The organism is Pseudomonas syringae CC1557 (assembly GCF_000452705.1).
Taxonomy (GTDB): Bacteria; Pseudomonadota; Gammaproteobacteria; order Pseudomonadales; family Pseudomonadaceae; genus Aquipseudomonas; species Aquipseudomonas syringae_F.
This window is the reverse complement of the sequence record NZ_CP007014.1, coordinates 3148087-3167149: the sequence shown is the minus strand read 5'-3', so window position 1 is coordinate 3167149 and position 19063 is coordinate 3148087. Positions and strand designations below refer to the sequence as shown.

General features: G+C 57.6%; 16 protein-coding genes and 1 pseudogene. 12 read left to right on the top strand and 5 right to left on the bottom strand.

The features are described from left to right. Position 1: 1 nt before the first annotated feature. From N018_RS14045 to N018_RS14005, 10 genes and pseudogenes are all read left to right on the top strand, one after another. On the top strand, positions 2 to 1885 hold the full coding sequence (locus N018_RS14045; RefSeq protein ID WP_025389995.1) for an IucA/IucC family protein: 1884 nt from the start codon (positions 2 to 4) through the stop codon (positions 1883 to 1885). After that, positions 1875 to 2789: an ABC transporter substrate-binding protein gene (locus N018_RS14040; RefSeq protein WP_024643801.1), complete on the top strand. Its 915-nt coding sequence runs from the start codon at positions 1875 to 1877 to the stop codon at positions 2787 to 2789. Before N018_RS14045 ends, N018_RS14040 begins: the two co-directional genes overlap by 11 nt. Next, positions 2786 to 3775, top strand: a complete 990-nt coding sequence (locus N018_RS14035; protein WP_025389994.1) for a FecCD family ABC transporter permease — start codon at positions 2786 to 2788, stop codon at positions 3773 to 3775. The genes N018_RS14040 and N018_RS14035 overlap by 4 nt, the downstream gene beginning before the upstream one ends. Further along, positions 3768 to 4799: a FecCD family ABC transporter permease gene (locus N018_RS14030; RefSeq protein ID WP_025389993.1), complete on the top strand. Its 1032-nt coding sequence runs from the start codon at positions 3768 to 3770 to the stop codon at positions 4797 to 4799. The genes N018_RS14035 and N018_RS14030 overlap by 8 nt, the downstream gene beginning before the upstream one ends. Before the next feature lie 10 nt (positions 4800 to 4809). After that, the gene (locus tag N018_RS14025; RefSeq protein WP_025389992.1) at positions 4810 to 5601 is read left to right on the top strand and encodes an ABC transporter ATP-binding protein; all 792 of its coding nucleotides are present in this window, start codon (positions 4810 to 4812) and stop codon (positions 5599 to 5601) included. After that, positions 5598 to 6377, top strand: a complete 780-nt coding sequence (locus N018_RS14020) for an IucA/IucC family C-terminal-domain containing protein (protein WP_025389991.1) — start codon at positions 5598 to 5600, stop codon at positions 6375 to 6377. The genes N018_RS14025 and N018_RS14020 overlap by 4 nt, the downstream gene beginning before the upstream one ends. Continuing rightward, on the top strand, positions 6374 to 7018 hold the full coding sequence (locus N018_RS14015; protein ID WP_080265605.1) for an RraA family protein: 645 nt from the start codon (positions 6374 to 6376) through the stop codon (positions 7016 to 7018). Before N018_RS14020 ends, N018_RS14015 begins: the two co-directional genes overlap by 4 nt. Before the next feature lie 169 nt (positions 7019 to 7187). Continuing rightward, a pseudogene (locus N018_RS28625) lies at positions 7188 to 8009 on the top strand (PAS domain-containing protein); the annotation flags it as partial. Positions 8010 to 8039: 30 nt separating this feature from the next. Beyond that, on the top strand, positions 8040 to 8549 hold the full coding sequence (locus N018_RS28620; protein WP_418903481.1) for a methyl-accepting chemotaxis protein: 510 nt from the start codon (positions 8040 to 8042) through the stop codon (positions 8547 to 8549). 178 nt (positions 8550 to 8727) lie between these two features. Continuing rightward, the gene (locus tag N018_RS14005; RefSeq protein WP_025389990.1) at positions 8728 to 9750 is read left to right on the top strand and encodes a zinc-dependent alcohol dehydrogenase family protein; all 1023 of its coding nucleotides are present in this window, start codon (positions 8728 to 8730) and stop codon (positions 9748 to 9750) included. An 88-nt stretch (positions 9751 to 9838) separates the two neighbouring features. Here the strand turns inward: N018_RS14005 and N018_RS14000 are convergent, their stop codons facing one another. Further along, the gene (locus N018_RS14000; protein ID WP_025389989.1) at positions 9839 to 10963 is read right to left on the bottom strand and encodes a metallophosphoesterase; all 1125 of its coding nucleotides are present in this window, start codon (positions 10961 to 10963) and stop codon (positions 9839 to 9841) included. Between the two features lie 561 nt (positions 10964 to 11524). Between N018_RS14000 and N018_RS13995 the strand changes: the two genes are divergently transcribed. After that, the gene (locus tag N018_RS13995; protein WP_024643792.1) at positions 11525 to 12850 is read left to right on the top strand and encodes an NAD(P)/FAD-dependent oxidoreductase; all 1326 of its coding nucleotides are present in this window, start codon (positions 11525 to 11527) and stop codon (positions 12848 to 12850) included. Between the two features lie 798 nt (positions 12851 to 13648). Then, positions 13649 to 14401, top strand: a complete 753-nt coding sequence (locus tag N018_RS13985; RefSeq protein ID WP_025389988.1) for a helix-turn-helix domain-containing protein — start codon at positions 13649 to 13651, stop codon at positions 14399 to 14401. Here N018_RS13985 and N018_RS13980 read toward each other — a convergent pair. From N018_RS13980 to N018_RS13965, 4 genes are all read right to left on the bottom strand, one after another. Beyond that, a complete protein-coding gene (locus tag N018_RS13980; protein ID WP_024643789.1) occupies positions 14388 to 15332 on the bottom strand; it encodes a universal stress protein in 945 nt (314 codons plus the stop codon). The two genes, N018_RS13985 and N018_RS13980, sit on opposite strands and share 14 nt — an antisense overlap. Positions 15333 to 15634: 302 nt before the next feature. Next, positions 15635 to 16396, bottom strand: coding sequence for a PRC-barrel domain-containing protein (locus N018_RS13975; protein ID WP_024643788.1), 762 nt, complete (start codon positions 16394 to 16396; stop codon positions 15635 to 15637). 115 nt (positions 16397 to 16511) lie between these two features. Next, the gene (gene adhP / locus N018_RS13970) at positions 16512 to 17546 is read right to left on the bottom strand and encodes an alcohol dehydrogenase AdhP (protein ID WP_024643787.1); all 1035 of its coding nucleotides are present in this window, start codon (positions 17544 to 17546) and stop codon (positions 16512 to 16514) included. Positions 17547 to 17621: 75 nt separating this feature from the next. Then, entirely contained in the window at positions 17622 to 19058 is a 1437-nt protein-coding gene (locus tag N018_RS13965) for an NAD(P)(+) transhydrogenase (Re/Si-specific) subunit beta (RefSeq protein ID WP_024643786.1), read from the bottom strand. Positions 19059 to 19063: the final 5 nt, after the last annotated feature.

Genomic DNA, 19063 nt, shown 5'->3' with positions numbered 1-19063 from the left:
GATGAACTTCATTTCACTCGCCGCTGACCTGGTCATGCAGGATCTGGTCGATTGCCTGCTGGCTGAAGACTTTTTTGGCCGCGAGCCATTGAGTCTGCAGGACACGGCTCACTGGCAAGCGCGTCACCCGCAGGCTCCGCAACTGGCGGAGCAAAGCGCCGCACAGCAAGTCTGGGAATGGTGTTGCGATGCGTCCGAACAGCGCTTCATCAGCATCGCGTTGCGCCCCGGCATTACCCAACAGTGGGAAAAAGTGCCCGGCACCCCGGTGCTCGGTCGTCAGGATGAGCGCTGGATGCAGCTCTCCCCGGAAGATTTCATGAAGTGGGTGTTTGCCGGCAAGGCAACGCAGCTTCAGGCCAGCCAGCGCGAAGAAAACGAAAAAGGCATTGCGCTGTTTCTCGACGTCCTGCGAATCAGCGTCTGGCAGACCGCACTATCACAGGATCACAAAGTCGACCACCACGACCTGATGGCGCAGGACGGTGCAACCTTCTTCCGCACCATGGAACAGTGGGCCTCGCTGCGCGATCGCCCGTATCATCCGCTGGCCAAGGCCAAGCAGGGGCTGAACGAGCAGGAATACCGTCAGTATCAGGCCGAGTTCGCCCAACCGGTGGCGCTGAACTGGGTTGCCGTCGACAAGAACTTGCTGCAATGCGGTGGCGGTGTAGGTGATGTAAATGCCTCGTTCCCGGCACGCTATCTATTGCCGCAAAACCTGCAAGCCGAGCTCGAGCAAGAGCTGCAACAGCGTGGCATCGCGAGCAGCCACGTGGCGCTGCCGGTTCATCCCTGGCAGTTCGAGCACGTTCTGGAGGCGCAACTCGGCGATGTGTTCGCCAAGGGCGAGTGCCAGCGTCTTACATTCACCCAGGCAACGGTGTATGCCACTTCATCGCTGCGTTCGATGACGCCGTGCTTCGACAGCGCGGATTACCTCAAGCTGCCGATGGCTATCTATTCCCTGGGTGCGTCCCGTTACCTGCCCGCCGTGAAGATGATCAACGGCGAGCTGAGCGAGAAACTGCTGCGTGAGGTGGTCGACAAGGACGAAACCCTGAGCCGCTCGCTGCACCTGTGCGACGAGGGCAAATGGTGGGCGTTCATGCCGCCGCAAGCGACCCTGTTCGACGAGGCGCCACGGCACCTGTCGGCAATGGTCCGTCGCTATCCATCGGCTTTGCTGGACGATCCGGAGTGCCGTCTACTACCGATGGCCGCGCTGGGCACGCCGTTACCGGGCAGCAATCGGCATTTCTTCGATGAATGGATGGAGTATCGCGACCTGCCGTGCAATCAGGCCTCCGTGCTGACCCTGTTCCGCGAATTGAGCCACAGTTTCTTCGACATCAACCTGCGCATGTTCCGCCTCGGCATGCTTGGCGAGGTGCATGGCCAAAACGCAGTCATGGTCTGGAAAGCCGGTCAGGCACAAGGGTTGTTGCTGCGCGATCATGACTCATTGCGTATCTTCGTGCCGTGGCTGGAGCGCAATGGCATGCATGACCCGGAATATCGAATCAAGAAAGGTCATGCCAATACCCTTTATCATGAGCGCCCCGAGGATCTGCTGTTCTGGCTGCAGACCCTGGGTATTCAGGTCAACGTGCGGGCAATCATGGATACACTTGCCCAGGTTTACGAAGTGCCGGTAACGGCGTTGTGGACTGTGCTGCGCGATGTTCTGGATAATCTGGTCACCACCATCGAATTCGACGACGAGGCTCGCGCCATGATCCGCCATCAACTGTTCGACGCACCGAACTGGCCCCAGAAACTGCTGCTCACGCCGATGATCGAGCGTGCTGGCGGGCCGGGCAGCATGCCGTTCGGCAAGGGCGAGGTGGTCAACCCGTTCCACAGGTTACGCCGTGAGTCCTGAGCAGTCCCTACATCCTTCGCGGCGCACGGTGTTGCGCCTTTCGTTGGGGTTACTGGCGTTGCCCGGGCTTGCCTGGGCAGCGCCGTTGAGGCCTTTGAGAATAGTCACGTTGTTCCAGGGGGCTTCCGACAGCGCAGTGGCATTGGGCGTGACGCCCTGTGGAATTGTGGATTCCTGGAGCGAAAAACCGATGTACCGCTACCTGCGCCCGGCGCTGGCGGCGGTGCCGCACGTGGGGCTGGAAACCCAGCCGAGTCTGGAAGACATCGTCTTGCTCAAGCCGGACCTGATCGTCGCATCACGCTTTCGCCATCAGCGTATTGCGCCATTGCTGGAGCAGATAGGTCCGGTGCTGATGCTCGAAGAGGTGTTCGAATTCAAGCGCACGCTGGCGATGATGGGTGCAGCGCTTGATCGGCAGTCGCAAGCCATGCAACTGCTCGGGGAGTGGCAGCAGCGTGTCGCGGAGCTGCGCGGCCAGTTGCAGGCGAAATTTGCCGGTCGCTGGCCTATCACAGTGTCGGTGCTCGATATTCGCGAAGACCATATCCGCAGCTATCTGCCTGCCAGCTTTGCCGGTTCGGTGCTCAGCGAACTGGGTTTTGCCTGGACGCCCGCCGCCCGCGAGGCACAGGGCGTATCCCTTAAACTCAGCAGCAAAGAGAGTTTGCCTGTGGTCGATGCCGACCTGTTCTTTATCTTCCAGCGCGCGGACAGTAAAACCGCGCAGCAAAACTACGACAAACTGGTCCAGCACCCATTCTGGCAACAGTTGCGCGCTCCTCAGGAGCACCAAGTGTGGCGCGTCGATGCAGTCGCCTGGAGCCTGTCCGGCGGTATCCTGGGTGCCAACCGCATGCTCGACGAAATCTCCCGTGTGGTGATGGCGGACAGCACCTCATGACCTTATCGGTAAAACTGGTATTGGGTGCCTTGCTGCTTTTGCTGTGCATGGGGTTGAGCCTGGCAACCGGGGCCGTCTGGATCTCGCCGTCTGCGATTGTTGCAAGCTTCTGGCAGCCTGATGTCTTGAATCCTGTTCAGCATGTACTGCTCGATACCCGGCTGACTCGCACCCTGATGGCCATAGCCGTGGGTTCAAGTCTGGCAGTGGCAGGCGCTCTGATGCAGGCCCTGACCCGCAACCCGCTGGCCTCGCCGGGGCTGTTCGGGATCAATGCAGGGGCGACGTTTGCCATCATCGCCTGTTCTTCGCTGCTCAGCCTGACGTCAATGAGCCAGTGGCTGTGGTGCGCCTTTATCGGCGCGGCCGTGGCGGGGACCCTTGTCTGGGTGATTGGCAATCGGGGGCAGGGCAGTCTCAATCCGTTACGGATCGTGCTGGCAGGTGCTGCCATTACCGCACTGTTCACAGCGTTCAGTCAGGCATTGCTGGTGGTCAATCAGGACGGTCTGGACACCGTGCTGTTCTGGCTGGCGGGTTCTCTCTCGGAACGTGATCTGGCCACGGCGGCGCCCCTGCTGGTGTGTGTGGTACTCGCTCTGGGCGGATCGTGGGTGCTGGCGGGGCAGGTCAACGTGCTCAATACCGGCGAAGCCATCGCCACCGCTCTGGGCCAGCGGACCGGTCTGATTCGCTTGCTGATGAGTCTGGTGATCATCGTTCTGGCCGGTAGCGCCGTGGCGTTGGCGGGGAGCATCGGTTTCATCGGGCTGCTGGTGCCACACATGGTACGCAAGACGCTGTCCATCGATCATCGCTGGCTGCTGCCCGGCTGCGCGGTGCTGGGCGCCACCCTGTTGCTGCTCGCCGACACGCTGGCGCGGGTAGTGATTGTGCCTCAGGAAGTGCCGGTCGGCGTCATGACCGCGCTGTTCGGCGCGCCATTCTTCATTGCGCTGGTACGCCGGGGTGCGCGTTATGGATAAGCACCTCACGCTGCGTTATCGCGGCTTCTCCCGGCAGTTCAGCCTGACCGTGGTGATGCGTCTGGCGGTTGCCGTCACGCTCACAGCGCTGACGGCACTGGGTTCGCTGGCGGTGGGCAAGATCAATCTGTCGCCTGCCACCCTGATAAGTGTGTTTTCCGGTCACGCCGACCCCAGCCTGGTGTTCATCGTCGAGCAACTGCGCATGCCGCGTCTGGCACTGGCAGCGTTGGTGGGCGCGGCACTGGCGGTGTCCGGGCTGATTCTGCAAAGCATCATCCGCAACCCGCTGGCCTCGCCGGACCTGCTGGGTATCACCAGCGGTGCCAGCGCCGCGGCGGTGCTGTATCTGTCCTTTTTTTCGGCTGCACTGGGCGCACAATTCCTGCCGCTGGCGGCCATTTCCGGTGCGGGTCTCGCCGCATTGGTGATCTACCTGTTGGCCTGGAATCAGGGCGCCTCGCCGTTGCGCATGGTATTGATCGGGGTCGGGGTGTCTGCGCTGTTGGCGGCGGTCACCACGTTCATTCTGGTGTTCAGCCCGCTGACCACCACCTTGTCGGCCTACGTCTGGCTGACCGGGAGCGTGTATGGTGCCAGTTGGCCGGAACCACGCGCGCTGGCAGGCTGGCTGTTGCTGACCCTGCCACTGCTGGTACTGCTCGCCCGCCAAGTGCGCATGCAGCAACTGGATGACGATCTGGCCCAGGGCATTGGCGTACGCGTGCAGTGGTTGCGTGGCGGGTTGTTGCTGGTGAGCGTTGCACTGGCCGGTCTGGCGGTTGCCTGGGGCGGGGCGATTGCCTTTGTCGGGCTGATCGCGCCGCACATTGCCAAGCGCCTGATGCCGCCGGGGTTTACCGGTCAGGCACTGATGGCCGCGCTGATCGGTGCCAATCTGGTCATGCTCGCCGATCTGGCTGGCCGTACGCTGTTCCTGCCGCTGGATCTGCCAGCCGGGATTTTTGTTGCGGTGTTGGGCACACCGTTTTTTCTGTATCTATTGATTAACCAGCGGCATTAAGGAATTACGGATGGCGTCCATCGCAACCCATGACCTGACCCTGAGTTACCAGCGCCAGGTGATCATCGACAGCCTCGATCTGCAACTGCCCGCAGGCCAGGTGACGGTGTTGATCGGCAGCAACGGCTGTGGCAAAAGTACCTTGCTCAAGTCCCTGGCGCGCCTGCTCAAGCCGCAGCAGGGCAGCGTGCTGCTCAATGGTGCGGATATTCATCAGAAGTCCACCGCCACCGTCGCCCGCGAACTGGCGATTTTGCCGCAGATGCCCAGCGCACCCGAGGGGATCAGCGTGCGCCAGCTGGTAGCGTTGGGGCGCTATCCGTATCAGAACTGGATGCAGCAATGGTCGGTGCAGGATGAAGCCATGGTTGAGCTGGCCTTGGCGCAGACCGGCATGCAGGACCTCGCCGAGCGGCCGGTGGATGCCTTGTCAGGTGGCCAGCGTCAGCGTGCGTGGATTGCCATGACCCTGGCACAGGACACCGACCTCGTGCTTCTCGACGAACCGACGACCTTTCTCGACCTGGCCCATCAGATCGAAGTGCTGGACCTGCTACGCGACCTCAATCGCCAGCAAGGCAAAACCATCGTCATGGTGTTGCATGACCTGAACCTGGCGTGCCGCTACGCCGATCACATGGTCGCGGTCCACCAGCGCAGCGCATTCGCTCAGGGCCGTCCCGCAGATATCCTCAGCGAAGCATTGGTCAAGCAGGTGTTCGGCCTCAATTGCCGGATCATCGCCGATCCGTTCTTCGGTACACCGCTGTGCATTCCCTTTGGCCGGGAACTGCCGCAATGAGCCTGGCCAGCACGTTCAGCGAATCGGAGTGGGCGCTGCTGTCCGGTGCTCTGCGGCTCAGGCAGGCGGATGAGCGTGATCCTCGCTCATTGCCAGCCAGTGCGTTGCTGGACGATGAAGTGTGCGAGCAAATGCTCAACACCCTGGGGCCGATCATCGGCTCGCCAACCCTGGCGATCACCGCGTCACTGCTGGCCAAACGTTTTTCCTTCCTGAGCACCGGCGCCTGTCTGTACGCCATGTCGATTTACGACAAGGGCCTGATCCTGTCGCTGGACAACAGCGTTATTGAGTACGGTCACGATGATGGCCTCTGGACCTCTTGCATGCCTTTGGCTGACATAACCCCTATGTGTCACGGCGCGGGTGAACGCGAGGCATGGCGTGAAACGATTGTTGGCACTCTGTTTCGGGATTTGCTCCAGCCGCTGTGGGAAACCTTCAATCGGGTCAGCGGTATTTCCCGACGCATTCTCTGGGAAAACACTGCAGTGCGCGTTTATTCGCTGTACGACAAACGCATGGACAACGTTGAAGACCCGGTCATTCGCGAGCGTTACCAGGCCGATTTCGACTGGCTGTTGAATGAGGCCGAACCGTCGCTGTTCGGATTAAGTTACAACCCCCTTAAACACTTCAGACGCCCGCCGGTTTTGCTTGAGGCTGAGGGCAAAAGTATCCGTTTCCGTCGTACTTGCTGCTTTTATTACGATGCCAGCAACCCCGTCGAATACTGCTCTACCTGCCCTTTGTTGAGGCCAAAGAAATGTCAATGAACAAACAGATTGCACACCGTCAACAACAACTCAGCGATGCCGTCATCGAGCAATTCCGTGGCATTGCAGCATCCACCATAGGCCACCTGAGCGACAGCGGTTATCTGCGCGGTATCAGGCCATTGTTCGACGGTGCTCGAGTGGTCGGCAATGTGGTGACCGTAAAAGTCCAGTTGCCAGACGGCAGTATTCTCCGCGACGCATTGCTGAACAGCCTGCCCGGCGACGTGCTGGTAATCGAGTGCGTTGGTGATGAACACTGCGCCTGCTGGGGCGAGTTACGTGCCCTGGCCGGGCTGATAAAGGGGTTGGCTGGGGTGGTCGTGTCGGGGGCCGTGACAGACGTTGCAGCTATACGCGAACACCGCCTGCCGGTGTTCAGTCGTGGCATCAGCGCCGTGACGACGCGCAGTCTGGGAGAGAGCGGTGAGCTTAACGGGGCGGTCAATATAAGTGGGGTTATCGTTAATCCGGGTGATATTGCCATTGGCGACGATGACGGGGTGTTTATCCTGAGTCCACAGCAGGCCACTGAGTTATTGCCTGGGTTGCTGGCGAAAGAGGAGGCGGATAAAAAGCGGCGTGAAGAGTTTATGGACAGGCTGAATGGAGAATATGCAAGCCGCCAGCGTCCACAGTGACCACTCATGTTGAAAAACACTTATTGAGCTCATGCCACTGCCGTCCGTTAATAGATGAATTATTTTTTAATCATTCGGATATAAAGTTTGGATCCCATACTCGCCTATCGGATGATAGGCACGCTATTTTTGTATTAAGTTTGATGGCCATACTCAAGATTGTTATTTGATGACCGATGAAGACTGCAACCCCCATCTGTATCGGATAGCCGCAATGTTTAATTCTCAGTTGAAAAAGACCAACCAGGCATTGGAGCGCCGCCTTGCCATGCTTGAACAAGCCGGGCAAATCCTGAATCTGGAGACCGTTGCCGTCGTTCTGGACGCGTCGGGCAAGGTACAGACTGTCAACGGCCTGTTCGAAACCGAGATGAGCTATTCACAAGGCGAGATTGCGGGTCGTAGTCTGTCTGAACTTAGCCCGCCAGAGTTGAGCGGTGATGCTCATCAGAAGCGCGCTCTGACTGCAATTCGGGACGCCAAGCATTTTAGCGGCACGTTGCGGCTGATCAGCAAGACAGGGGCCAGGGTCTGGCTGAGGACGGTGGTAGTCCCCTTTAAAAATGAAACGGGCGGCGTGGAGCAGATCGCGTTGTACTCAAGCGTTCTGACCCGAACGATTGAAGCCTCGCGTGAAAATGAGGCGCTGGTCAATGCGTTGCAACGGTCTACAGCCGTTATCGACTTTACCCTCGAAGGAATTGTCATTGGCGCCAATAATAATTTTCTGAAGGCGATGGGTTATGAGTTACATCAAATAAAGGGAAAACATCACAAGATTTTCTGTTTGCCTGAAGAGTCGACTTCTGACGCCTACACCCATTTCTGGGAAAGACTGCGTCGCGGTGAATTTATCGTTGATCGCTTTAGACGAGTTGACAAGTCTGGCCGTGATGTCTGGCTGGAGGCGTCCTATAACCCTATAACCGACGCCAACGGCAAGCTCTACAAAATTGCCAAGTTTGCGACGGTTATTACTGAACAGGTTGAACGCGAAAAAGCTGTTGCTGAAGCATCGGACATGGCCTATCAGACGTCTATTGATACGGACAGCAGTGCCCGGCAGGGGCGCAAGGTCATCAACGACACCTTGCACACATTAGGTCAACTGACCCTCTCGATGGAGGAGGCCACGCAAGGCATCGAGGCACTGGACGCTCAAAGTCAGGTCATCGGAACGATTATAAAAACCATCAGCGGGATCGCCGAGCAAACCAATCTGCTGGCATTGAACGCAGCCATTGAAGCCGCCAGGGCGGGCGAACAGGGCAGGGGCTTCGCGGTAGTGGCCGACGAAGTACGCCAGCTGGCCTCGCGCACGACCAAGGCAGCGGAAGAAATTGTCAACGTGGTGAAGAAGAATCAAAGCCTGGCGTCAGAGGCCGTGGCCGTCATTGTACGCAGTACCGAACAGGCATCCGAGGCACTGGTATTGGCTAACGACGCAGACCGTGTCATTCAGGAGATCCAGCAAGGCGCAAACACTGTAGTAACCGCCGTCAGCCGTTTTGTTAATCAGCGTTCGAGCTAGCTGTAATTGGTCGGACAGGCAGTCAGGTGACTGCCTTAGTGTCAACGAACCAGCTTGTCGGGCCGATCAGAGAGCAAAGCAGTGCTGTATAGTCATCGAGACGCGTAGCGATATATTTCCCGTCCTGCTGTGGTAATTGAACAGCGGTGACGACGATGACGATATAAGGGTTATTTTGATGAAAGCTTTTCAGATCGGATCTCAACAAGGCCTGGATGCACTGACTCCGACCACTCGACCTGAACCGATTGCCGGGCCAGGAGAAGCTGTTGTAGCCCCTCGCCTGGTGAGTCTCATCAGCCGGGACGTTCAAATTCTCCGTGGTGTATACGGTGCCAAGCAGGCACCCGAGCGCATTCCCATGTCCGAGGGCGTGGGTGAGGTCATCGCTGTCGGCGAGGGCGTCAGCCAGGTCAAACCGGGCGACCGGGTTATCTGCGGTCACTTTCCAAACTGGCTGGAAGGTGAATTCCGGAGCAGCGTTTTCGCTCATGACGTCGGCGTAACACACGACGGCTGGCTGGCTGAAAAAGTTGTATTGCCCGCCGCTGCATTGATTCGCGTGCCGGAATCGCTGGCCGATAAAGATGTTGCCGCGCTTGCATCTGCTGGCCTGACCGCATGGAACGCTCTGATCGAGGTGTGCAAGGTCAAGCCGGGCGAGCTCGTCCTTTGTCTGGGCACCGGCGGGGTGGCTCTGGCCGCCCTTAAGCTCGCCAAACTCAACGGCGCGCGCGTAGCGATCACCTCATCAAGTGACGAGAAGCTGGAAATTGCCCGCCAGTTGGGTGCGGACTTCACCATCAATTACCGCAAGCACCCTGAATGGGCTGCGCAGCTCATGGCGCTCAGCGATAACGCCGGAGCCGACATCATTATCGAAACCGGAGGCCAGGACACCCTGGGCCAGTCCATCGCAGCTGCCGCCGTCAACGGGCGGATTGCAGTGATAGCTGTGACACCCGGCCAGCACTCTCCGATTCCCGATTACCTGTCCCTTATCATCAAAAACGTGACCATCCGGGGTATTGCCAACGGCAGCCGCAAGATGTTCGTCGACCTGATTCGCGCAGTCGAAGCAAACGCTATAGAAACAGTGGTCGCCAAGACCTTCAAGTTCGATGACGCACCCTCGGCATATGCTTATTTCGCAGCCGCGAACCACCTAGGCAAGGTGCTGATCGAGTTTGAGCGAGGCTGAGAGTAGGGCGCAGATGCCTGCCTGTCAGGCATTACTGCGTCCTGGCACAGTCCGTACCTTGCCTTGGTCTACTGATTGCTCAAGGTGATTATGCCTCCGGCGCCTTTCGAAGCGTAATACGTGTCAGCTCCGAGGGTTGGCCGAGGCGGATGGCGAATCCGGGCCAGAGTGCGGTGCCGTTGTTGACGTACAGTTGCATACCGTCGACATCATAAAGCCCCGATACAAATCCCCCGTTGGCCAGGGCCAGCAGTCGGTGAAGACCAAAGATCATTCCACCGTGGGTATGGCCGGAGAGTTGCAGCGCCACTCCTTGAGTGGCTGTTTCCCGCGCGTTCCTTGGTTGATGGTCGAGCAGGATGATCGGCATGTCCTGCGCTATGCCGGCTATGGCCTTTTGAACATCAGGAGCGGGGAATCCGGTTTTCGGTGCCGTCACATCCGTGACGCCAGCGAGTGCAATCTGGGCGCCGTCGCGTTCGATCAGGGTGTGGCTGTTCGCGAGGGGCACCATTCCCAAGGAGACGAAATGCTGCATCCACGCCTGATTATCGAAGAAATACTCGTGGTTGCCGGGTATCACATAAACGCCGTCCGGCGCACGCAGGTTACGCAAGGCATCGATATCCTGTTTGCGGTTGCTGAGCGAGCCATCGATCAGATCCCCCGTGATGACGATCAGATCGACCCCCAGAGCGTTTGATGCCTTGACCACGGCTTGCGTCCACGGCGCATCAAACAGTCGGCTGATGTGCATGTCCGTCAGCTGCAATACCTTGTAGCCATCGAACTGCGGGGGCAGGTTCCTGATTGCGATCTCGATATCCTTCACCGGCGGCACACGCACGGCCTGCTGAACGCCGATCGCGGCGAGCAGCAAGGCAGCCACGCCGATGCCATAGCGCAGTTTTGTCGGGACAGTCAGCCATCGCCGCCGGGCCAGCATGGTCAGCAACGTGCCCAGGTCGACAATGATTTGCAGCACGGCGAGCAATAGAATCGCGCCAAATGCCCAGTTGAACAACATCACAACGTCGCGTGGAAATTCCGGTGAAAAGACGCTGCCGGACGAAAATCGGCAATACAGGTGGTATTGCGAGGCAAGGACCAGCAGCAGGGCGACGGCAATTCTGGTCCGTGACGCCCATGGCATTGGCCATAGATAACGCACGATGACATACAGGCAAGGCAGGCTGAACATGACGTGAAACATCAGCTCGCCCCCTTGATCATTACGGCTTGCTGTTCCGTCATTCTGTTTTCTGGGCGTTTCTGTTGGGCATGTCTACCCGGTGTCTTGCAATGCATTTGCCATGTCCCTCATTAAGTAGCCAACTGCAATCACGCCATATAAACAGGAGACTAACAAGGTCAAAAATATCTCGGCACACTTGTTCTCGAATAAGAAAACGAGCCAGTTGAAGACACGGTGCTGCAACGTGCACCTGAGGACGGCGAAATCAGCAAGCCTTGCGTAGATCTTCGGCGCAGCATGAAAGAGGCCAACGCCAGAGTTACCGATGTGCAGTCAGCCGACCAGTCTCTTCCGCACAGTATGCCGAGGCTGGTTTGCCAAACGGTGGATCGTGCCACCACGCCCCCTATTTTCACCTCCCGCGTATGGCTTCATGGTGTTGTAATACGTTCAGGGAACGGGATCGAAGGCTCGTGTGCTGCACTGCAATGGTGCCGGCTGCCCGAGTTGAGCCTGAGCCGGTTCAAAACAATGTGGTGCCATCATCACCGACATAGATTCTCAACGGATACCCAGAAGATGCCAGCACCTTTGATTTCTGTAGAAACCTCTCCCGATCTGCCGACGGAGGCTGATGTAGTGGTGATTGGCGGCGGCATCATTGGTGCCTTTACCGCGTATTACCTCGCCAAACGTGGCATGAAGGTCGCGTTGGTCGAAAAGGGTCGCATCGGTGCCGAGCAATCGAGTCGTAACTGGGGTTGGTGTCGTCAGCAGAATCGCGATGCGCGTGAGCTGCCGATGGCCACTAAAAGCCTGGACTTGTGGGAACAATTCGGCGCGGAAACAGGTGAGCAGACAGGATTCACGCGTTGCGGCCTGCTCTATCTGAGCAACGACGAAAAGGAACTTGCCGGCTGGGCGAAATGGGGCGAGTTTGCCCGCACCGTCAACGTCGAGACCCACATGCTAAGCGCTGCGCAAGCCGCTGAACACGGCAGGGCGACCGGGAAACACTGGAAAGGCGGGGTGTTTTCACCGTCCGACGGTACTGCTGACCCGTCGCGTGCCGCGCCAGCGGTCGCGCGCGCAATCATGGCTCTGGGCAGCACCGTGCATCAGGGCTGCGCTGTTCGTGGCGTCGAGACCGAAGGCGGTCGATTGTCTGCGGTGGTGACTGAAAAAGGCACGATCCGCACCAGGACCGCAGTGCTATCCGCTGGCGCCTGGGCCTCGTCCTTCTGCCGCCAATACGGTATTCGCTTTCCGCAGGCGAGCATTCGTCAGACCGTACTTTCCGTATCACCACCGAACGGAGAAATACCCAGCGCATTGCACACGGCTGGCGTCTCGATGACACGCCGTTTCGATGGCAGCTACACGCTGGCCATCAGTGGCCGTGGCCGTGTTGACCTGACGCCCCAGTTACTCGGTTTCGCCACGCAATTTCTGCCGATGTTTCAGCGCAGATGGCGCAACCTGGCACCTGGGGGGCTGGATGGGCTGCGTTCGGGTCATGAAAGCTGGAAGCGCTGGCGGCTGGACCAGCCGACGCCGATGGAGAGAATGCGAATTCTCGATCCGAAGCCGGATGCTTCTGCTGTCGAGCTGACCTACAAGCGTGCGGTAGAGCTCATCCCGTTGTTGAAAGCGTCATCTGTGAAAGCCGCCTGGGCAGGCTACGTTGACAGCACGCCTGACGGTGTTCCAGGGATCGGCGAAATGTCCAGTTTGCCAGGCCTGGTGCTGGCGGCAGGGTTCAGCGGGCATGGCTTTGGAATTGGTCCGGGCGCCGGCCACCTGATCGCCGACATCGTCAGCGGTGCTGTTCCTATTGTCGACCCGCGGCCTTATCACCCGGACCGCTTTCAGTCGTCTGCCTGGGGCAAGGTTGCTGATTTCTGACTCGGTTTTTTGTCGGCCGGCTTTGAGGACCCTATCCAGGGTCTGACGCTGGCGAGCAGTCATGTCGCGGCGTGATCGTTTCTTGTAGGTACATTCCGACCCTGCCTTGGGGGGCAGACAGATGGCTACTGTGCAGGCATGCACCACTGCATGTTCTTTTTAAGTAACCTGAAGTGAAGGCCAGACAGTAGGAGTAAAAAACGCGGACGCGCAGACGACATGCTGTATGTCAATTCAGATGGTACAAAAGCGACGATACACTTTATCTGGGGCAAAAAGAAAAACCCGGTGCCCAGGGGGCTGGACGTAACTGTCAAACTTCCTGGGCGCAGGGGGCGAGACGTGATGATTCACTGCGATCATCAAGCGTATCGAAGCCTGTCTCAGGCGAAGAAGCGGGGCATCATACTTGTCGAGGGCATCGTAGCGCTTCTCAACGAGCTACTGAGCCCGTGATATGCAGAATCCCAGTCGGCTACCAGCGCTGTCGTAAGTTGAGCCATAGGTAGTTTCCGAGGCTACCCAATGGCGAGTCCTCCGCCTAATGTTACTGAGCGTGAACTGGCCATGCTTACGGCATGGAGTACTGCAGGCGTTAAACGTGTGCAGAACAATATTGTTGTCCTGTCCTGTCCTGTCCTGTCCTGTCCTGTTCTGATCTTGAGCGCGGTGCAGGCGTCACGTCTGGCACCGACGGTCAGTTTGAGCATGCCCACTGTCGAGCGTCCGGAAAGTGTTCAACGACAGCGCAAACCGGCAACGATCACGCCGCCGACTTAATTAAATAAGGATATGTATATGACAGCCCATCAGGTCTTCGCTCCAGCTTCATATATCAAGGCAGCGTGTTCCAACTGCAGCGTCGGTGATTCGTGCCTGTCAGTGGGAATGAGCATTAATGACACGGATCGTTTATCGGCCATTATTCCTCAACGGTTAAAGGTCAGGAAGGGCATGGCGCTCTATCACGCAGGTGATCCATTCCTATCACTTTACGCGGTTCGCTTTGGTTTTTTTAAAACGACCCTCTCGTCGCAAGACGGCCGTGATCAACTGACGGGCTTTCAAATGTCCGGGGAGTTACTGGGTTGCGATGCAATCAGCCATTCCCGACATATGTGCGACGCGATTGCGCTTGAGGACAGCGAAGTATGCCCTATTCATTTCCCGCAGCTTGAACGCCTGTCCCGCGAGCTTCCCTCACTTCAACACAATCTGAATCGCGTACTCAGTCAGGAAATTGTCCGTGACCATGAAATGTTGTTGCTGATGGGCAACCTAAATGCTGACGAACGCATGGCAGCTTTTTTACTCAACCTGTCGGACCGCATGGCCAAACGAGGCTATTCGCACACTGCGTTTGTGTTGCGAATGACCCGGGAAGACATAGGTTCGTACCTGGGGTTACGTCTGGAAACAATCTGTCGCGCTATCGCGAATTTGCGTGAGCACGGCATCGTCAGGATTTCCGGGCGAGCAGTGGAAATCCTCGACCTTGTGAGTTTACGCGCACTTATTAATGGTCGGGACCACGGCCTCAGGGCGCTTTGACTGAGGGCTTCACCACCAGCACGCTGCACGGCGCATGAACCAGTATGGCCTCTGCGGTACCTCCAATGACCTTCCTGACATTACGGGGGGGCAGGATCCCCATGACCAGCAGATCAAAATTCCCACGTTCGGCAAACGCTTGCAGCGTTGACGTCACAGAGCCCGCCAGGAAGTGACGGTTATCCTGTTGAATACCGCGGCGTTCACAGAGCTGCACCAAAGACGCTTCAAGACCGTCGCTCAACGCCTGTTGAAATTCACTTTCGATCGGCAGGGGGCCGAACACCGGCTTTGCAGACGCGTAAATCGACGACCAATCGTACACATACACAACGTGCAGACCTGCCAGGCATAACTCAGCCATACGTGAGGCATTCCTGAGTAACTGATCGTTGAAGTGCAGGTTGTTATCGTCAATGCGGAATAGATTCACCGCCACCAGAATCTTTTGTGGCAGGCGGTGTGATCTTCCCGCTACAAACTGGATAGGGCACAGGCATCGACGCAGTAAATACCAGTCCAGCGGAGACAAGAAATATCGCCTGATCGAAGGTTCATGATGAATGTCTTTTATCACCATGGCAGGCCTGATGGTATTGATATAACTCCCTGTAGCCGTGCATGCTCCATCGCCCTCTATCCTCAGCACACTGACATCAAGTCCCAGGCTTCGCTCCTCTGCGGCCAGGGATTCGATCCAGCCCTGTAATGCGTCGGTATGACGTGAGAGAGGGCGCGCACCGACAGCGGTGTCTTGGGTGAAACCGTCGATTTTTTTTGACTTGAGGTGATCATGAACTATTACGGCCAAGGTGTTACGCCCCGCGTTCACTAGTGCAATAGCGCGCTCTAAAGCGGGTGTTCGCTCGTGAAGAAGGGATGCGATCAGTATCAGACACGTTGAGTCAGTCACAATGACCTCGAAGATCATCCGGTTTGGTCCGTCCAATATTCAATCGGACAGTTGCAGGTGCTTGATACCCTGGTGTCATTGTGATGATTATCGCTGGAGTGGACATGATGCAGATCAGAGCCATGGTTGGCCGCATGAAGCATCCGAATATGTATCAGGAATAACGTGTTATCGCCGGTGCAGCTGCAACGACATTGCCGCTATCGGTTGATCGCGGCAACATACGGGGGGAGGGGATTCAAACCAGTAGTCAACTTGCTGGAGCGGGCGCTGCTCGATGGATTAACGCTATGCGATGGCATTCAGTGCAATCCAGGTGCCTACACGTGCCAATAACCCACGCGCCCGTAATGCGCATGCAGAGCAGCCTCTCGTTCACGATTCAGCTGCTCGGACGATTCATAATAGGGTGAGGACCTGACAGCGGCACAATCCAGATCCAGAGACACCCACTTATCCTGCCACGAGACCCTGTCGATCCATTCGGGCGCAATCAGTACGTGCTGTCCAACCCACCAGTTCCGGGTATTGACCACAAGGTACTGAACCGCCCACGTATCTTCGTTGATCAGCAGGCTCTCGACGTGTCCGACCTCGCCATCCGTGGCTTTTATGTGATAACCGATGAGCGCCTTGCAACTGCGTAAATGGGGGTCGTTGTCCTGATGATCCGACCACTCGGCATTTGTATGATCCGGACTGCCTTCCTGTGCAGGATTGTCTGCAGGGTGGAATGCAGACGAACGGACCTCTGATACGTTCCAGTAATAGGGATGGCCGTAATAGTCCAGGTACTGTATTTCATGTTGCCGGGACACGGGCTCGTCGGTACCGACGCTCGGACTGTTTTTGATGCGGTCCCTGTCGGCCATGACGAGTAATTGTCGGGACGCCCAATCATGCCGTCGGATTGAAAGTGGCGAGATCAATACACTGCGACTCGACAGCCGTGAACCGGTGTCAACGATAAGGTAGCGGATGACCCACGCTTCATCATCGAAATAGAAGTCTTTGACTTTACCAATGTCACCGTCCGTAGCAATAAGCATGTAGTCCTCAAGATCTTGCATACTTCTTAACATAAGGCCGTCCTTTGTAGCACCGACCGAGTGCCCGGCCGGCAAGAAGGGCGCAGGCCAGGCACTCGCCTTCGATCAAAGATACTTCGCACATGAACTGACGCCGCGTTGAGGGTCATCAGCCAAGGCTGAAGTCGATCACCACTCTGGACGCCACATCACCCTTTTCCAGCCTGCGAAATACGTCATTTATAGCCGACAGCGGCTGGCGTTCGATGTCCGCCTTGACCTTCCCCTCGGCGGCAAACGCCAGGGCTTCGGCCATGTCCTGACGGTTACCCACGAATGAGCCTCGCACGGTGATGCAGTTGGCGACCACGTCAAATAAAGCCATGGGAAAATCACCGGGAGGCAGACCTACCAGAACGCACGTGCCGAGCTTCCTGGTCATCGCTACACCCTGCTTGAATGCCCCCAATGATGGCGCCGTGATCAGCACACCATGAGCACCACCGTCCGTAGCCGTAATGACTGCCGACACAGGATCATCGCCTTTGGCATTCACAACCGCCTCAGCACCCAGTGCGGTTGCGTGAGCCAGCTTTTGCTCGTCAATGTCTACAGCGCAAACACGCAAGCCCATTGCCTTGGCGTACTGGACGGCAAGATGTCCCAACCCGCCAACGCCCGAAATGACAATCCATTGCCCCGGGCGAACTTCGGCTTCCTTGATGCCTTTGTAGGTTGTGACCCCGGCGCAGATAATGGGCGCAGCCTCACAGGGATCGAGTCCGGCTGGTATGTGCGCGACATAGTCCGGATCAGCCAGTATGTACTCCGCAAATCCTCCGTTGCGTGTGTAGCCGCCGAACTCTGCTTTCGCGCAAACGGTTTCCCATGCCTGAAGGCAATATTCGCAGTGACCGCACGCTGAGTACAGCCATGGCACACCGACTCTTTCGCCCATTTGAACAGCGGTTACTCCGCTGCCCAGCGCCACAACCGTGCCGATACCTTCATGCCCCGGTGTAAAAGGTAAACCGGGCTTCGAAGGCCAGTCACCGTGCGCTGCATGCAGATCCGTGTGACACACACCGCATGCTTCAACCTTGACCAGAATCATCCCGGGGCCTGGGGAGGGTATGTCCAGATGCTTAATGACCAAGGGTTCTCCAAAGGCTTCGACAACCGCCGCTCTCATTGTATTTTTCATTACGCTCCCTCTAATGAGTGGTGCTTTCCGGGTCAGCAAATGCCAGCCCGGCAAAAAAACTGTGATCGAATACGTTTAACCCAAGCCTCTGACCGCTTCGATCATCTTCACCAGTACGGCCTGCGCGTCGCCGTAAACCATGTTGCAGTTGTCTGCATAAAACAGCGCATTCTGGATGCCGGCATAACCCTTGCCTTCACCACGCTTGACCACGTACACGTGATGGGCCTTGTCGACATCGAGAATGGGCATGCCGTAAATGGGGGACGACTTGTCACTGCGTGCAGCCGGATTGACCACATCGTTGGCACCGATTACCAGCACCAGGTCGGTGTCGGGAAAGTCTGCATTGATATCCTCCAGCTGAAAAATCAGGTCGTAGGGCACGCCGGCCTCTGCCAATAGCACGTCCATTTGCCCAGGCATCCGCCCGGCAACCGAGTGTACGGCGAAGCGCACCAGCACGCCAGCCGCCTGCAACAATTTCACGAACTCGTAGAGCTTCTGCTGACCCTGAGCGACAGCCAACCCATATCCTGGAACGATGATGATCTTGCTGGCGTAACGCATGGCGACGCCCGCGTCGCTTGAAGCCGAAGGCTTGAGCTCGCCCTTGATCGCGATGCCTTTCTTGATGGGCTGATCACCAAAGCGGGCGAATAGCACATGGGCCACCGTACGGTTCATGGCCTTGGCCATCAGTAACGTGAGCAAAATCCCGGCTGCCCCTACCAGCATGCCGGCAATCATCATCGCCGGAACCTGCAGTACAAACCCTTCAAGACCGACCGCCAGACCGGTGAATGCGTTGTAGATGGAGATGACCACTGGCATGTCCGCGCCACCTATAGGCAGGGTCATGAGAATCCCGAACAGTAGCGCACAGGCGAAGAACAGACCGATAAGCCAGAAAGCGACGCCTGGCGCGGCGCCAGTTTCCCGCATGACGAAAATCAACCAGCCACCCACGGCAAGTGTCACAAGCATCAGCACCGCATTGATCAGTTGCAGCGCTTTGATACGCAGTGGCTTATTGATCCGGCCATCCAGCTTTGCCCAGGCGATCAGGGAGCCCGATAACGAAACTGCGCCTATCAACGCTCCCAGCAACGTTCCGGTCATTGCAGTGAGATCATGTACTCGACTGCCCAGCAGTTCCATGGCGGCTATGGAGGCCGCTGAACCACCACCTACACCGTTGTAGAGCGCGACCATTTGCGGCATGGATGTCATTGCCGCCTTGCGTCCGCTCCACCACGCAGCTCCGCCACCCAGCAGTAACGCCAGAAGGGCCAGACTGATATTGACGGGCAGGGCGGGTCGAGCGGCCTCGCTGACCGAAAAAGCGTAGAGGAAACTCACCAATACGGCGGCCATCATGCCCCAACCAGCGACGCGGATTCCTCCAGTTGCAGTCACCGGCGAAGACATCCGCCACAACCCATAGATGAGCAGAAAGGCAGCAAGCAGATACACGATCCCTGTCAGCCATTGCGACGTGATAATAAGCATGCTTG

Bases quoted from the DNA above. Each gene is read 5' to 3' on its own strand.
- N018_RS14045 (WP_025389995.1), top strand. From the start codon at position 2: ATGAACTTCATTTCACTCGCCGCTGACCTGGTCATGCAGGATCTGGTC.
- N018_RS14035 (WP_025389994.1), top strand. From the start codon at position 2,786: ATGACCTTATCGGTAAAACTGGTATTGGGTGCCTTGCTGCTTTTGCTG.
- N018_RS14030 (WP_025389993.1), top strand. From the start codon at position 3,768: ATGGATAAGCACCTCACGCTGCGTTATCGCGGCTTCTCCCGGCAGTTC.
- N018_RS14025 (WP_025389992.1), top strand. From the start codon at position 4,810: ATGGCGTCCATCGCAACCCATGACCTGACCCTGAGTTACCAGCGCCAG.
- N018_RS14020 (WP_025389991.1), top strand. From the start codon at position 5,598: ATGAGCCTGGCCAGCACGTTCAGCGAATCGGAGTGGGCGCTGCTGTCC.
- N018_RS14015 (WP_080265605.1), top strand. From the start codon at position 6,374: ATGAACAAACAGATTGCACACCGTCAACAACAACTCAGCGATGCCGTC.
- N018_RS28620 (WP_418903481.1), top strand. From the start codon at position 8,040: ATGGCCTATCAGACGTCTATTGATACGGACAGCAGTGCCCGGCAGGGG.
- N018_RS14005 (WP_025389990.1), top strand. From the start codon at position 8,728: ATGAAAGCTTTTCAGATCGGATCTCAACAAGGCCTGGATGCACTGACT.
- N018_RS14000 (WP_025389989.1), bottom strand. From the start codon at position 10,963: ATGTTTCACGTCATGTTCAGCCTGCCTTGCCTGTATGTCATCGTGCGT.
- N018_RS13995 (WP_024643792.1), top strand. From the start codon at position 11,525: ATGCCAGCACCTTTGATTTCTGTAGAAACCTCTCCCGATCTGCCGACG.
- N018_RS13985 (WP_025389988.1), top strand. From the start codon at position 13,649: ATGACAGCCCATCAGGTCTTCGCTCCAGCTTCATATATCAAGGCAGCG.
- N018_RS13980 (WP_024643789.1), bottom strand. From the start codon at position 15,332: ATGATCTTCGAGGTCATTGTGACTGACTCAACGTGTCTGATACTGATC.
- N018_RS13975 (WP_024643788.1), bottom strand. From the start codon at position 16,396: ATGTTAAGAAGTATGCAAGATCTTGAGGACTACATGCTTATTGCTACG.
- adhP (WP_024643787.1), bottom strand. From the start codon at position 17,546: ATGAAAAATACAATGAGAGCGGCGGTTGTCGAAGCCTTTGGAGAACCC.
- N018_RS13965 (WP_024643786.1), bottom strand. From the start codon at position 19,058: ATGCTTATTATCACGTCGCAATGGCTGACAGGGATCGTGTATCTGCTT.